Source organism: Paenibacillus sp. FSL W7-1332, from assembly GCF_037969785.1.
Lineage (GTDB): Bacteria > Bacillota > Bacilli > Paenibacillales > Paenibacillaceae > Paenibacillus_AQ.
Window position 1 is genome coordinate 7,149,109 of record NZ_CP150209.1, and the last position, 14,446, is coordinate 7,163,554.

The 14,446-nt window shown below is 54.1% G+C and carries 13 protein-coding genes; 5 read left to right on the forward strand and 8 right to left on the reverse strand.

Annotation, left to right across the window (positions count from 1 at the left end):
• The first annotated feature begins 184 nt into the window (after window positions 1-184).
• The gene (locus tag MKX98_RS32475; protein ID WP_339224640.1) at window positions 185-1,069 is read left to right on the forward strand and encodes a methyltransferase domain-containing protein; all 885 of its coding nucleotides are present in this window, start codon (window positions 185-187) and stop codon (window positions 1,067-1,069) included.
• A gap of 41 nt (window positions 1,070-1,110) precedes the next feature.
• Here MKX98_RS32475 and MKX98_RS32480 read toward each other — a convergent pair whose 3' ends face one another.
• The 8 genes from MKX98_RS32480 to MKX98_RS32515 all read right to left on the reverse strand — a co-directional run bounded on the left by MKX98_RS32480 (window position 1,111) and on the right by MKX98_RS32515 (window position 10,104).
• Window positions 1,111-2,649, reverse strand: coding sequence for a cation acetate symporter (locus MKX98_RS32480; protein ID WP_339220482.1), 1,539 nt, complete (start codon window positions 2,647-2,649; stop codon window positions 1,111-1,113).
• A 134-nt stretch (window positions 2,650-2,783) separates the two neighbouring features.
• Window positions 2,784-4,295, reverse strand: a complete 1,512-nt coding sequence (locus tag MKX98_RS32485; protein ID WP_071218739.1) for a cation acetate symporter — start codon at window positions 4,293-4,295, stop codon at window positions 2,784-2,786.
• A 6-nt stretch (window positions 4,296-4,301) separates the two neighbouring features.
• Window positions 4,302-4,601 (reverse strand): DUF485 domain-containing protein, encoded by a 300-nt coding sequence (locus tag MKX98_RS32490; protein WP_339220484.1) that lies wholly within the window; start codon window positions 4,599-4,601, stop codon window positions 4,302-4,304.
• A gap of 186 nt (window positions 4,602-4,787) precedes the next feature.
• Window positions 4,788-5,585, reverse strand: coding sequence for a LytTR family DNA-binding domain-containing protein (locus MKX98_RS32495; protein WP_339220486.1), 798 nt, complete (start codon window positions 5,583-5,585; stop codon window positions 4,788-4,790).
• A complete protein-coding gene (locus MKX98_RS32500; protein ID WP_071218737.1) occupies window positions 5,572-7,338 on the reverse strand; it encodes a LytS/YhcK type 5TM receptor domain-containing protein in 1,767 nt (588 codons plus the stop codon). The genes MKX98_RS32495 and MKX98_RS32500 overlap by 14 nt, the downstream gene beginning before the upstream one ends.
• A 321-nt stretch (window positions 7,339-7,659) precedes the next feature.
• The gene (locus MKX98_RS32505; RefSeq protein WP_071218736.1) at window positions 7,660-8,142 is read right to left on the reverse strand and encodes a threonine/serine exporter family protein; all 483 of its coding nucleotides are present in this window, start codon (window positions 8,140-8,142) and stop codon (window positions 7,660-7,662) included.
• A 23-nt stretch (window positions 8,143-8,165) separates the two neighbouring features.
• Complete coding sequence (locus MKX98_RS32510) at window positions 8,166-8,921, reverse strand: threonine/serine exporter family protein (RefSeq protein WP_339220488.1); 756 nt, start codon at window positions 8,919-8,921, stop codon at window positions 8,166-8,168.
• Between the two features lie 199 nt (window positions 8,922-9,120).
• Window positions 9,121-10,104: an aldo/keto reductase gene (locus MKX98_RS32515; RefSeq protein WP_339220490.1), complete on the reverse strand. Its 984-nt coding sequence runs from the start codon at window positions 10,102-10,104 to the stop codon at window positions 9,121-9,123.
• A gap of 221 nt (window positions 10,105-10,325) precedes the next feature.
• On the opposite strand from MKX98_RS32515, the gene MKX98_RS32520 reads away from it, so the two are divergent.
• The 4 genes from MKX98_RS32520 to serS all read left to right on the forward strand — a co-directional run bounded on the left by MKX98_RS32520 (window position 10,326) and on the right by serS (window position 14,093).
• Window positions 10,326-10,850: a PadR family transcriptional regulator gene (locus MKX98_RS32520; protein WP_194540056.1), complete on the forward strand. Its 525-nt coding sequence runs from the start codon at window positions 10,326-10,328 to the stop codon at window positions 10,848-10,850.
• Between the two features lie 86 nt (window positions 10,851-10,936).
• Window positions 10,937-11,647 (forward strand): ABC transporter ATP-binding protein, encoded by a 711-nt coding sequence (locus MKX98_RS32525; protein ID WP_220687215.1) that lies wholly within the window; start codon window positions 10,937-10,939, stop codon window positions 11,645-11,647.
• 35 nt (window positions 11,648-11,682) lie between these two features.
• On the forward strand, window positions 11,683-12,453 hold the full coding sequence (locus MKX98_RS32530) for an ABC transporter permease (protein ID WP_194540058.1): 771 nt from the start codon (window positions 11,683-11,685) through the stop codon (window positions 12,451-12,453).
• A 332-nt stretch (window positions 12,454-12,785) separates the two neighbouring features.
• Window positions 12,786-14,093, forward strand: a complete 1,308-nt coding sequence (gene serS, locus MKX98_RS32535) for a serine--tRNA ligase (protein ID WP_194540059.1) — start codon at window positions 12,786-12,788, stop codon at window positions 14,091-14,093.
• The last annotated feature ends 353 nt before the right edge of the window (window positions 14,094-14,446 follow it).

The following is a 14,446-nucleotide window of genomic DNA, read 5'->3' on the forward strand; positions in this document are numbered from 1 at the left end:
TCTCTATTGTACCCGCATCGGCACTACCCGGGTCAAGCCTATCTGTTAATAAGTTCCTTTCCTATGATATGATGGAATTAGAGCGGCAGGGCACATCAACTGGAGCATGAATCCTGACTCGCAGCAGCCAAGACCTCCAATTGCAAGGCCCGATTTATGTACCCGGATAAGGAGATGAATAATGATGACCAAGGATATGACCGAAGTGTGGAGTAAGGATTTCGTTCCCGAGGGCAACCGTGCCAGCAACGTGGACCGTTTCACCGGCTTTGAGGATACCTATGACCAGCATCGCCCCGAAGCTCCCCAGGAGGTTGTCGCCCTGCTGACAGGCTATTTGGAGCGCAAGCCCTCTCTCGTTGTCGACTTGGGATGCGGAACGGGACTATCCTCGTTTGCATGGAAAGACGCAGCGGACCAGATCATCGGCGTTGAGCCGAATGACGATATGCGGGGCAAGGCCATGGCCAAACTGCAGTCGCTGCAGGAAGAGGCTGACGACAGCCACGGCGCGCAGCTTGCCGACATCAGGTTTGTCTCCGGCTATTCGAACCAATTGGCGCTCCCGGATCAGTCCGTGGACATCATCACCTGTTCCCAATCCTTTCACTGGATGGACCCGGCCAGCACGTTGAAGGAGGTTTCCCGCGTTCTGCGTGAGGAAGGGATATTCGCGGTATATGATTGTGATTGGCCGCCGAGCCTGACCTGGAAGGTCGAGCAATCCTACCATGAGCTGATTGAATGGGCAGAGGCCACCATCGACCGCAATGTGGAGGCACAGGAAAAGGCCTATAAAGGGAATAAGAACGAGCATCTGAAGCATATCCGGGAGAGCGGAGTGTTCCGGTTTTCCAAGGAGATCGTATTCCATCATATAGAGCCGTTCACCGCCGAACGATATACCGGCCTTGCCGTCAGTCAAGGCGGTATCCAGACCGTGTTCAAGCTGAAACAAACCGAATTGAACGATAAAATCGCACAGTTCCATGCGCTGGTCGAGGAGCACTTCCAAGGGCGGACACTTCCCGTTATGCTCAGCTACCGCATGCGGCTTGGCATTAAATAAAGCAAGAAGCATCGAAAGGGATAATCCCGAGGTATGAAGCGTCACCCCGGCTCGCGGGTACGAATCTCATCCGGGGCCACATGGGCAATGGCCTGCATCGTCTCGAATCGGCCGCTTGAGCCGACTTTGCCGGATAGCAGGGTGCCGAGAATACCGCCAGCGAAACCAATCGGAATGGACACGATACCCGGATGCTTGAGCGGGAAAATCGCTTCCGCCCGGATCCAGCCGGCCCCGGGATCCATCACGTTAGGCCCCACGGCCATGAGCAGCAAGGAGGATACCAATCCGGCCGCAATGCTCGACATGGCCCCATATGTATTAAATCTCCGCCAAAATAGCGTGAACAGCAGCACCGGCAGATTAGCCGAGGCCGCCACCGCGAACGCAAACGAAACAAGAAATGCCACATTCAGCTTCTGCGCGCCGAGGGCGAGCACAATCGAAGCAGTGCCAACCCCAATGGCCGAAAGCTTGGCCACTCTCATCTGCTGCGCCTCGGTCGCCCGTCCTCTGCGGAAAATGCTGCTATAGACGTCATGCGCAAATGCGGAGGATGCCGTCAGCACAAGCCCCGAGATCACGGCCAATATGGTTGCGAAAGCAACGGCCGATACAAAGGCCATTAAGAATTCACCACCCAATGCGCTTGCGAGAAGCGGCGCCGCCAGCTCAACCCGTTCCGACAAAACGGACCAATCGACGAAGGCAGCCGCCCCAAAACCAAGAAAAATGGTCATGGCATAAAAGATGCCGATCGTGAACGTTGCGGTTTTGACCGAAGAACGGACCGTACGCGGGTCTTTTACCGTGTAGAAGCGCGCAATAATATGCGGAAGTCCCGCTGTCCCTAACACCAGCGCCATATTAAACGACAGCATGTCGAGCGGGTGGTCGAACATATTACCCGCCATCAGAAACCGCTCCTGCAATGGGGTCGCCCGCTTCATGGATTCGAATAAACCAACCAGATCCCAATCGAACCTAGCCAACACGATGAGACTCACGATAAAGGTGCTGCTCACCAGCAATATGGACTTGACGATCTGCACCCAGGAAGTCGCAAGCATGCCGCCGAACGTGACGTAAATGGTCATTAGGCCTCCGACCAGCACGATGGCGAGCGACGTTTCCAGCCCGAACAGCAAATGCACGAGCCACCCGGCACCGACGAGCTGGGCAATCATGTAGAAGACCGTAATCATCATGTTGTTGACGGCTATACATCCGCGCAGCCGTTTCTCGCTGAACCGGACCGCCACCGCATCCGCCATCGTATACCTGCCCAGGTTATGAAGCGGCTCGGCTATGATGTACTGCACGATCACATAGGAGGCAAGAAAGCCGATCGAATAGAAAAAGCCGTCGAAGCCGTACACCGCAATGGAGCCCGCGATGCCAAGGAAGGACGCCGCGCTCATATAGTCACCGGAAATGGCCAAGCCGTTTTGCAGCCCGCTCAGACGATTGCCCGCTGCATAGAAATCATTCGTGCTCGTGGTCCGCCTGGCAGCATAATACGTAATCATTAACGTGCCGACCACAATCGCCAGAAAAAAAACGATGCCGGATATGTTCATTTGCATGCCTCCTTCCGCTTCAGCCTGAAAGTCATGTTATATCTTTATTTTACGATAAAATGACAAAAAAGGGCGATCCCCCTTGCTGCCAAGCAGCTGGATACACCCTTTTTGGTCAAAGAATCGAATCCGGATTACGCGCCCGTATTGGCCTTGACCAGCACTTCGGCATACTTCGCTTCATCCTTGGAAGAGGATAACAGCGTGCCGATATAAGCTGCCAGAAAGCCAAGCGGAATAGAGATGATGCCCGGGTTGCTCATCGGAAAGATCGGATCGCCAATCAAAATTGCCTTTCCGGCCGGATCCCATATATTCGGACTAAGCGCCACAAGAATCACCGTGCTGATCAGCCCGGTCAGCATCCCGGTCACTGCGCCTGTCGTATTAAACCTCTTCCAGAACACCGTGAACAGGATGACCGGTAAATTCGCGCTGGCCGCAACGGCGAAAGCGAGCGAGACAAGGAATGCTACGTTCATCTTCTGAGCGAACAGCGCGAGCAGAATGGAGACAATGGATACGCCAATCGATGCGTACCGTGCCATCTTCAGCTGCTCCTTCTCCGACGATTCACCGCGGCGCACGATTTGGCCGTAGAAATCATGGGCGAAGGCGGATGCCGCGGACAGCACAAGCCCCGTCACCACGGCGAGGATTGTCGCGAACGCAACCGCCGAGATGAGCGCGAACAGGAAATCGCCGCCAATCGCTTTGGCCAGGAGCGGGGCAGCCATGTTACCCGCTTTATCGACCTCGGTAATATCCGCCGCGCCTACAAAGGCGGCAGCCCCAAAACCGAGAAAGATCGTCATGACATAGAAGATGCCGATAATCCAGGTAGCGTATACCACGGAGCTGCGTGCCGTCTTGGCGTCCTTAACGGTAAAGAAACGGGTCAAAATATGCGGCAGACCTGCCGTGCCGAGTACGAGCGCAAGATTGAGCGACAGCGTCTCCAGCGGGATTTTGTATTTATTCCCCGGGTTCAGGAATGCCTCCTGCAGCGGCGTAGCCGTCTTCATATGATGGAACATCTGGGTCAGGCTGAAATCGAATTTGGCGAATACGATCAGCGAGATGATGAACGTGCCGGCCATGAGCAGCACGGCCTTCGAGATTTGAACCCAACTCGTGGCATGCATGCCGCCGAAGACAACATAGATCGTCATGAGCACGCCGACAATCAGCACGGACGTGACATAGTCCAGTCCCAACAAAAGCTTAATCAGTGCGCCTGCCCCAACCAGCTGCGCGATCATGTAGAAGATGGAGATGGAAATCGTATTCAGCGCTGCAACGCCGCGCACTTTCTTGTCGGAGAAACGAGCGGCAATCATATCCGCCACCGTATACTTCCCGAGGTTCCGAAGCGGCTCGGCGACAAGGTACAGCACCACCAGATAAGCTACAAGGAAACCGATGCTATAAAAGAATCCGTCAAAGCCGACTAACGCGATCGAGCCTGCGATGCCAAGGAAGGAGGCAGCAGACATATAGTCGCCGGCAATGGCTGTCCCATTCTGCCAGCCCTTGAGCCCTCCGCCTGCCGTATAGAAATCGCTGGTGTTGGTTGTTTTCTTGGCAGCGTAATACGTTATGATCAGCGTGAGCAATACAATTCCGCAAAACAACGCGATAGCCATAGTCGATTACGCCCCCATATCCTTTTTAATATCGTCTACCATACGATCGAACTGGGCCGCCTTGCGGGAGTACAGGATGCACAAGACCCATGTCATGACAAACTGCGCGAATGCAAATACCCATGCCCACGTGATCGGGCCGATCGCAGGGTGGTTCAACACGTCGGTGTACGAAGTGAGAATCGGCAGCGCAAAGTAAAACAGAAGAAAAAAGACGGTCATCGGAATAATGAACCGTTTCTTGCGGGAGAGCAGTGTTTTGAATTTTTCAGAATGCCATACTTCGGTATAGCCTTTTTCTTCCATTTCCTTTCCCTCCATTAACGATCAGGATTCTATGGCGTCTCCCATGAATGAAAGCGCTTTAGAATGATTATATACAGGAGGATTGCCCGCGACCACAGCTCCTGCGCGAAACGTCCGATAGGGTGTGCGAAAGGACGGATATGCCGCCTGAACCGGGAGACCATCACCGTCCTTCCGCGCTTCCCCCTATGCCTCCCTAAGCAACCGGAACAAATCCCGGGCGGCTTCCCGCGACAAGGGAATCATCGTCCGCTGCTCATCCTTTAGCACAATATTGTAAGCGCCGTTCTGCCAAGGGGACAGCTCTGCAATCCGGTTCACGTTAACCAGGTAACTGCGATGAGGACGAAAGAACGAGTAACCTGCCAGCTTCTCCTCCAGCTCCTGCAGCGTGCTCTTGCTCGTAATCCGCTGGCCTTCCGCCGTCCAGATGCGGATGACCCGCTCCTCGCGCACCGCGTACAGTATCGCCTCGGGATCGACGAGCACATGCTTGTCCCCATCATCGAACAGCAGCTTTCCGCGCATGCTGCGGGCAGCAGCCTCAGTGGAAGGATACGAGGCTGCCTGTGGGACGACATCATAAGCTTCCTGCTTTTGCGGGGTTTGCCCTTCATGAACCCTGCTGCGTATTCGCTGCAGGGTTTCCTTTAATCGCATATGGCTGTAAGGCTTCAACAGATAATCAATCGCATTCAGACCAAACGCCTCGACAGCATACTCGTCATAGGCTGTCGTAAATACAATGAAGGGCGAGATCGGGGAGGCTTTCAGCATTCGCGCAGCCTGCAACCCTTCAAGCTCCGGCATATGAACGTCGAGAAAGACGACATCAGGCTGCCGTAAGGGAACCAGCTCAAGCAGTTCCCGGCCGTTTGCGGCATGAGGAAGCAGCTCGATATCAGGCTCCTGTTCCAGCAGGTAAGCCAGCTCCTCCCTTGCCAATCGTTCGTCTTCGGCTATCATCGCTTTAATTCGCTTCACGGTACCGGCTCCCTTCCGATAGACTGCAGGGGATGCTGAAGGATATGCTGCATCCGCCCTCTGCAAGATTTTCTACGATGAGTCTGGCCTCCTTGCCAAACATGCTGATTAAACGCTGATTGATATTGTAAATGCCGTTTCCCGTACCCTCGCTGCCGATGATCGGCTGTTCGCCGAGACTGTCCAGCACCTCAGGCGAGATGCCTGCCCCGTTGTCCCGCAGTTGTACAACCGCCAGATCGCCCGCACGCTTTAGGGTCAGCTGGATGATGCCCCCGCTCGCCTTATCGCGCAAGCCGTGTTTAATGCTGTTCTCCACCAGCATTTGCAGCGTTGCAGGCGGAATCATAAGCTCGCCAAGCACCGGATCCAGCTGGCATTCAAACGTGAACTGATCTTCGAACCGGATTTGAATAATGTCCAGATAAGCATTCAACAGCTCCATTTCCTCACGAATGGTCGTTCTGCGGGAGGCCATGACCTTGACGTTCAAGCGCATGAACGCCCCCAGCTGCATCGTGGCATGCCTTGCCAGCAGCGGATCGCTCCGGATCAACGAATGGATCGCGTTGAGCGTATTGAACAGAAAATGCGGATTGATCTGCGCCTGCAGAAGCTTCAGCTCCGCCTCTTTCATTAAATGGCTCATCTTCTCGTGAGCCGTGGCCCCGAGCTGATAGGAAATGAGCTGTCCAAGCCCTTGGGCCATCACCAGCTCGACGCGCCGAATATCCTGGGGCCGCTTGAAATAGAACTGAATGACGCCTACGATCTCGTGACCCTCGATCATCGGGACAAGAATGGCGGCGCCGAGCGCCGGATGACGAGGCTGAATATCTTCCGCATTCTCTATGATCCGAAGCTCGCCGGTCGCAATGACATTCTTGGTCAAGTCGGATGTGATCTCTTCTCCGGGATCAATGGTACGGCTGGCGGCACCGGCATGGGCCAGGAACCGCTCCGTATCCGTAATGGCGACGGCCGTTGTTTTCAGCTCGCGCAGCAGCAAGGTGGCCACGGCCTGAGCCGTTCGGTACGTTAAGCCCTGCTTCAGATGGGGCAGCGCCGCTTCCGCGATATGGAATGCCTTCTCCGTCTCGTACGCGGCTGCCCGCTCCTCCTCGGTGAGCGCAACGCGCAGCATCGTCGTGAAGATCGCAATGGATATGCTGTTAGTCAGCACCATCGGCAGACCGATCAGGTTGACCAGCTCAACCGCGCGGTCCGGCTCATCCGCACAGATCAAAATAACTCCCATGTGCAGGATCGGGGCGAACATGCCGACGAATAACGCTTTTGCCGGCGAGATCACCCGCTCCTGCGAGAAGAATCGGGCTACGCCCCCGGCCAGGGCGCCCGTAAGCGGTACGGCGATCGCTCCTGCCAGCCCCGTGTAGCCCCCGATATACAGGAGATGGGCGCCTGCCAGAAGTCCGCCCCCGATGCCAACGCGGGGCCCGCCAATCAGCCCGCCAATCACAACGCCGACCAGGGCGGAATGGGCCAGAGCCTGCTCCTCCGTCAGCCGCATCAGCCAGAAGGAGGAGCTTGATTCGCCATTCTCCACGACAACGCCTGCATACACCCCGAGGATGCCGAAGAGGCCAAACAGACAAGAATAGATGAACATCCGCGTGCCGGACATCTCTTTGCGGTCCAGCAATTGGCGGAACAGAGGAATTCTCGTCAGTATAAACGTCAGGATGAGCAGCATGCCCATCCGTTCGAACAGATGCAGCGTCAACTCCTGCATGGACATCCCTCTTCTTTGATGGACTAGGAATCTTCATCTGACGGTCAGTGTACGATATCGATAGATTGAATAGAATTGAATGCGGTTTCATTTCATGCAGTAAAGATTATATAGCACAGCGAGGATTTGGACAATAAAAAGGAATAACATGAAACTTATGTAAAAATATTCACGCAGGGGACATATCCTTTAGTGCACACAAAAAAAACGTATCCCCCGCAGTTAAGCGAAAGATACGGCCAGTAAGCAGCTGCAAGCCAAACCATCCGAATCTGTTCAGCATCCTGATGTGTTAGTTAGGTCTCTCTAAATCGCAAGATCCTACGATGAGCCGGTCGAATTGGGTTTTCCGGCTCTTCTCCGGGTTATCGACCATTTCCGGATGACCTGATTGGTCACCTCCGATAGCAGCAAACCCAGCGCGATGGCGCCTGAAATCATGAACGCTTGCGCCCCCAGCTGGACGGCCTGGTCGAATTGATTCTGGGCTACATGGCGAAGGGCATTATAGGCAACACCGCCCGGTACAAGCGGAATAATCCCTGACACGCTGAACACGATAATGGGAGTCTTGTATTTTTTGGCGAAAAAATGGCTGATCATCGTCACGCAAAAAGCCGCAAATACGGTAGCCGTCACCGGCTCAACCATCATGTTCTGCAGCAGGATGTAGAGCAGCCAGCCCACCATGCCCGCAAACCCGCACTGCAGCAGTGCTTTTTTGGGTACGTTAAATAGGATCCCGAAGGCCGCCGAAGCAACGAAACTCGTGATGAGCTGCTGTATATAAAAGGTTGCCACCATCTTCACCTCCACTCACTCATCTCTTAGAATGACAACGTAAACGCAATACCTGCACCGATGGCAAAGGACGTAACAAATGCCTCCGCGCCTTTGGACAAGCCGGATATCAAATGCCCCGCCATCAGATCGCGGATAGCATTCGTGATCAGCAAGCCCGGTACCAGCGGCATCACGGAACTGATAATGATCGTATCCAGCTGATGGCCGAGTCCGTATCTGACCATCCATACGGAGGTTATGCCGATGACCAGCGCTCCCGAGAATTCGGCGAAGAATCGCACCGGTATGACCCGATGCATGAATACAAAGCAGGAGAAGCCAAGACCGCCCGCTATGGCCGCCGGTACGAAATCCGGCCAGATGCCGCGAAACATAATGAGAAAGCAGCCGCTTGCGATCGCGGACAGGAGAATCAACAGCCATGTCGGATAAATCGCCTGTTCATGCTCGATTTTCTCAAGCGCCTTGTGTGCCTCTTCAATCGTCAGCTCACCGAGGCTTATGCTCCGAGACACGCTGTTGACCTGATGGATCTTATCGAGATTGGTTGTCCGATCCGAAATACGAATGAGCCGCGTAATATGCTGAGGCTCCTCCACTGAGAAGATAATCCCGGTCGGAGTCATATAGCTGTGGCTGTTCCCTACGCCGAAAGCCGCAGCGATCCGCATCATCGTATCCTCGACCCGATAGGTTTCCGCACCGCTTTGCAACATAATTTTTCCTGCTAATAAGCAAACCTTGATGATGTCATGCTCCCGCTTCAACAAGTCATTCAAAACGGCAATCCTCCTGCTGAACACATTCCGATTCAGAATTCTTTGCCTATATTATAGTATCATTACCATGATCAAGCATAGGATATGCTTTAAAGCAGCACTGCGGCAGCTGCATTCGTTCTGTACAAAGCCCTCCTCCTACACAAAAAGCCCCCCGAATGATCGGGGAGCTTCTCTACGATTTACCTCGGATTTCGGCTTAATAGGCACCGCGGATGTGCATGGCTACCTGCTCCTGATAAAAAAGCGCAAGGCGCTCTTTCTCCTCCATACTGAACGAAGGCACGTCCAGCGTGCCCAGATTGTCTTCGATCTGGCGAACGTTGCGGAAGCCGGGAATCACGGCGGTGACCTCGGGACAGTCCAGAATCCATCGCATGGATGCACGGGCCATGTCGCCTCGGCCCTCGGCAATCCAAGCGAGCTCTCTGGCGAGCTCAACCCCTTTTTCGAACCGCAGGCCGGCAAAGGTCTCGCCCACGTTAAACTGCTCCCCGTTCGCATTGAAATTCCGGTGATCCCCTTCGCTGAAGGTGGTGGTCTCCGTAAATTTCCCGGTTAACAGACCGCTGGCAAGCGGCAAGCGCACCAAAATGCCGACGCCCGACGCTTTGGCTTTCGGGAGCAGCTGGGCCAGCGGTTTTTGGCGGAACAGGTTGAAGATAACCTGCAGCGACCTTACGCCAGGTACCCCCAGGCAAAACAAACCTTCCTCCACCGTCTCCACGCTGACGCCGTAATGCCGGATTTTCCCCTCGGCCTGCAGCTTGTCCAGCACTTCAAACACTCGCCCGTCCTTCAACACCGCGAAGGGAGGGCAGTGAACCTGATAGAGATCAATCCGTTCACGCCGCAGCCGCTTCAGGCTGTTCTCGCAATAACGACGGATCGACGCTTCGGAATAGGTCTGAAGATCGTGAATATCACCCGCTCGGCAAAACTTGGTGGCGACATGCACGGAATCTTCCCTCCCTTTGGTTGCGCGCGCGAGCAAATCCTCGGCATGCCCATCGCCATAAACGTCGGCGGTATCGAAGAAGTTCACGCCCTCGCCGATGGCGCGGTCCAATCCCTTCAAGGCTTCCTGATCATCGGTCTGCCCCCATGAGCCTCCGATCGCCCATGTGCCGAAGCTGACCTCGCTAATGTGAAGCTCCGTATTTCCCAATTGTCTGTAATTCATCGACGTTATAGCCTCCTCATCCAACTGCCATACTAGTTCACACTACTAGACTAAACGTTAAATCGCTTTCATTCAATCCATTTGGGACATTTACCTATTTTTCCGCAGGTTATTGACAATTCATTCCATCGACTCTATAATAACTATCAATATATATCCAACGTTGGATATCCAGTTATGAAGTTCTTCTTCACATACACATCCTAAGGAAGTGACCCAACATGACCAACCTCATCCTGCTCTCATTCCTGCGCCAGCGTCCGATGCACGGCTACGAAATTCAGCAGCTTATTCAGGCCAGCCGCATGGACATATGGACGAATATACTGTCCGGCTCCATCTATTATGCACTTAACAAGATGGAAAGCGACGGTCTGATTGCAGCCACTGCTGAAGAGCGGACCGGTGCGAGACTTCGCAAAATTTACAGTATTACGGATGAAGGCGAGAAGTTATTTCAGAAGATGATCCGTGAAACCTTGACGCTTCCTCCCCACACCGTCAAATCCGACTTCTCACTCGGTTTGGTCTGGATCGAGAGCGTTCCGAAGCAGGAAGCGGTTGAACTGCTGCAGCAGAACCTCAAGCAGGTGGAAGAATCGCTTGCACAGTGGCGTTCAGGTAAAGAAATCAAGGGGCAGTACGGCTTATCCAAAATCGCCCTGGCCACCTTCGACAATGCGATCTCGATCCTGGAACAAGACATCGCCTTTCTCAACAAGATCATAACACTCGTTCAAGAATAAGCCTCAGCATCAGCTGCGGCTTTCATTTCCGATCAATATCCAACATCGGATATATAATATTGGTTAATAAGGATCGTGAACACGAGATGATGTTACCTACTCTCATTCAAGCGAAAGGTTTAAGAAAAACTTATGGTCAGCGAACGGTCGTACATGATGTGGCTCTGGATATACGGGAAGGTGAAGTGCTTGCAATCATCGGTCCGAACGGCGCGGGGAAATCAACGACACTGGATTTGGTGCTGGGCTTGCGCCGACCCGATATCGGCACGGTCACCTACTGGACCAAGGATCCTGCCCCGCATATCGGGCTTCAGCTGCAATCCACTCCCTTCTTTCCGGGATTTACGGCCCTTGAGAATCTGCGAATGTTCGCTGCTTTCTATGGAAATCGGCTCAAGGATGCGGTGCTCATCGACCACCTTAGCAGCTGCGGGCTTGCGGATGCTGCCAAAACCGATGCGCTTCGTCTCTCGGGAGGCCAACAGAAACGACTCGCCATTGCCATTGCGCTAGTCCATACACCCAAGCTGCTGTTCCTTGATGAGCCCACCGCTGCACTGGATCCGCGGGCACGCCGGGATATCCGGGAGCTGATCCGTTCCCTGGCAGACAAGGGCACCTCGATCGTCTTCACTTCGCATGACATGGAGGAGGTTCATAAACTCGCTTCCCGGCTGGTGCTCATCTGTGATGGGCGGGTGAAAGCTTCCGGCACGCCGGATGAGCTCCTCAGCTATTACCAAACAGATAGCCTCGAACAACTGTATATCCAACTGACTGATGAACAGGAATAACGACCGATTGAATAAAAACCTTAGGAGGAATATCTATGCGAATCATAATGACCACCATGCTGCGGAGCATGTTCCGCGACACCCATACCCTGGTCTGGAACATCGTTTTTCCCATTGCCATGCTGATCGGATTGGGACTATATTTCAACGACGCCGCCTATTCTCACCGACTCCTCGCGGGCGTGCTGACAACCAACATTTTGTTTGGGGCCACGATGGTTACCGCGTTTAATGTCATGGCCCAGCGCAACCGCGGCATCTATAAGCTGCTGCGGGTGACACCTTTTCGTACCGTCTCGTTCATTACCGCAATGACGGGGGCGCGAACCGTGCTGGCACTGCTCGTCAGCGTGTGTGTCATTCTCATGAGTCTATTTAGGCTCGGAGTGAAGCTAAGCCTGACTGGGCTCACGCTGATGCTGCTTGTCCTTCTGATCGGCACCGTTTGTTTTACCGCACTCGGTTTTCTGGCAGCCAACCTGTCCAGGGATGAGGGCAATGTCAACATGATCTCGAACCTGATGAGTTTTCCCATGCTGCTGACAAGTGAAGCCTTCTATACTTTAGAACATGCGCCTGCATGGGTGGTCATCCTGGGGAAACTGCAGCCGTTCCACTACCTGGTCGATGCCATGTCCACTGCCGTTTCTCCGCAAGGCAATATCTCCGGCATCTGGATGCCCCTGCTGATCCTCGCAGGCTTCACGATCCTTATCCTCGGCGCAGCCGCATGGACCTTCCGCTGGGATGCGGAGCATCCTGCCGGATGGAAGCAGGGAAGTGCGAACAAAGCGGCCACGATGTAACAGAAGCACAAAAATCCGAAGAGCCCCTTGTATAAAAGACATCTCATGCGGTATACTGAACAACAATATCAACATCAGGCCGATGAAGAGCTTCCAACTCCGAGGCGTTCTCGTCAAGGGGATCCGATCCTTCAACCGATCAGCCATCCCCCTAAGTTAACCGGACCCGCCCGTTACCGCGGAATCAAAGTGGATTGAACACGGACCCGCCTGTTTCGTGATAAGGTTACGGTTCAATCAATTTGGGTGGCACCGCGAGCGCATAAGCGTCCCTCGTCCCATATGGACTAGGACGCTTTTTTATTTTTTTCAGAAAAAGGAGCGCGGTGATCATGCTAGATATGAAATGGATCCGGGAAAGCACAGAGAATCAGGAAGAACTGCAGCGAGTAGCTGACCAGAAAGGCATTGCCCTGTCGGTTGCCGAACTTGTCCGGCTGGATGACCAGCGTCGGACGCTGCTGCTGACCGTGGAGGGATTGCGGCAGCGGCGCAATGCCATCTCGCAGGAGATCAGCACGCTCGTGCGGCAAGGCAAACAGGAAGAAGCCGAGCGGACGAAACAGCAGGTCAAGGATATCAATATGGAGCTTGACAAGCAGGAAGCGTTGTACCGGAAGGTCGATGCGGATTACGCCCAGCTGCTCATCCTTGTGCCCAATATCGTTTCGCCGGATACGCCGGTCGGAGCTTCGGATGAGGACAATGTGGAGATCAGACGTGTTGGCGAGCCGCCCGTGTTTGATTATGAATACAGGGATCATGTCACGCTCGGCGAGCAACACCGGATGATCGACATCCCCCGCGGCGTCAAAACCGCCGGCACGCGCAGCTACTATCTGACCGGCATCGGCGCAATGCTGCATCGGGCCGTTCAGCAGCTTGCGGTGGATATGCTGGTCGCCAAGGGTTTCACCCTTATGGACGTACCGTTAACCGTAAGGACGGAGGCCATGGAGAATACCGCCTTTTTCCCGCTTGGTCAGGATCAGGCTTTTCAAATTACGGAGCAAGATAAGTGGCTCGTCGGTACCTCGGAGGTGCCGCTCGTATCGTTCTATAGCGGTGAAGTCGTCGATGTGGCACAGCCGATTCGCCTGGCGGCAGCATCGCTGTGTTTCCGAAGCGAGGTCGGCTCGGGCGGCCGGGACGTCCACGGCCTGTACCGGGTGCATCAGTTCGCCAAGGTGGAACAGGTCGTTCTCTGCGAAGCCTGCGAGGAAGCCTCGGAGCAGCTTCTACAAGAAATCACGGCCAATGCCGAGGAGCTGCTGCAAAAGCTCGAATTGCCTTACCGTGTCGTTGCCGTCTGTACCGGGGATATGTCGCAGAAAACGTACAAGCAATATGACATCGAGACGTGGATGCCAAGCCGCGGTGCTTATGGGGAGACCCACTCGTCGTCGAATCTGCTCGACTTTCAGGCGCGTCGCTCGAACATCCGCTACCGGGACGCGGAAGGCAAGCTGCGCTACTGCCACACCCTGAACAATACGGCCGTGGCTTCGCCGCGAATTCTTATCCCGCTGCTGGAGAACCACCAGCAGGCCGATGGCTCGATTCTCATACCGAAGGCGCTCCGACCTTACATGAACGGGATGGAGCGAATCGAGCCGCCAGCCGATGCAGTCATGGAGTAAAGAAAGCTGCAGTACGAATAGGGTGCGATCCTATAGGCTGTCATCCGAGACCATCCATTCGTAGCGACATATAAAGGCAGCCGGCGATCCGGCTGCCTTTCCTCTTGTTATTTTCTATGGTCTGTTATGCTGTCCTTGCCAAACATGGCCGCTGGACCGGAATATCCCTTCTATTCGAACGGCCCCTCACAAGTGAGGGTAATCTTTTTTACTTGAAAAGGCTTAGGAAGCATATAGTAAATGAAGATACGTCTGTCTTCTCTGAAGGTTCTTCGATGTATATTTTTCTTTAGATTATCGAAGCCCTATGTTTTCAGCGATGCTGAACCATTCGATAATCGCAAGAAAAATTT

Coding starts and splice junctions, on each gene's coding strand:
- MKX98_RS32475 (WP_339224640.1), top strand. CDS start 185: ATGACCAAGGATATGACCGAAGTGTGGAGTAAGGATTTCGTTCCCGAG.
- MKX98_RS32480 (WP_339220482.1), bottom strand. CDS start 2,649: ATGAACATATCCGGCATCGTTTTTTTTCTGGCGATTGTGGTCGGCACG.
- MKX98_RS32485 (WP_071218739.1), bottom strand. CDS start 4,295: ATGGCTATCGCGTTGTTTTGCGGAATTGTATTGCTCACGCTGATCATA.
- MKX98_RS32490 (WP_339220484.1), bottom strand. CDS start 4,601: ATGGAAGAAAAAGGCTATACCGAAGTATGGCATTCTGAAAAATTCAAA.
- MKX98_RS32500 (WP_071218737.1), bottom strand. CDS start 7,338: ATGCAGGAGTTGACGCTGCATCTGTTCGAACGGATGGGCATGCTGCTC.
- MKX98_RS32505 (WP_071218736.1), bottom strand. CDS start 8,142: ATGGTGGCAACCTTTTATATACAGCAGCTCATCACGAGTTTCGTTGCT.
- MKX98_RS32515 (WP_339220490.1), bottom strand. CDS start 10,104: ATGAATTACAGACAATTGGGAAATACGGAGCTTCACATTAGCGAGGTC.
- MKX98_RS32520 (WP_194540056.1), top strand. CDS start 10,326: ATGACCAACCTCATCCTGCTCTCATTCCTGCGCCAGCGTCCGATGCAC.
- MKX98_RS32525 (WP_220687215.1), top strand. CDS start 10,937: ATGATGTTACCTACTCTCATTCAAGCGAAAGGTTTAAGAAAAACTTAT.
- MKX98_RS32530 (WP_194540058.1), top strand. CDS start 11,683: ATGCGAATCATAATGACCACCATGCTGCGGAGCATGTTCCGCGACACC.
- serS (WP_194540059.1), top strand. CDS start 12,786: ATGCTAGATATGAAATGGATCCGGGAAAGCACAGAGAATCAGGAAGAA.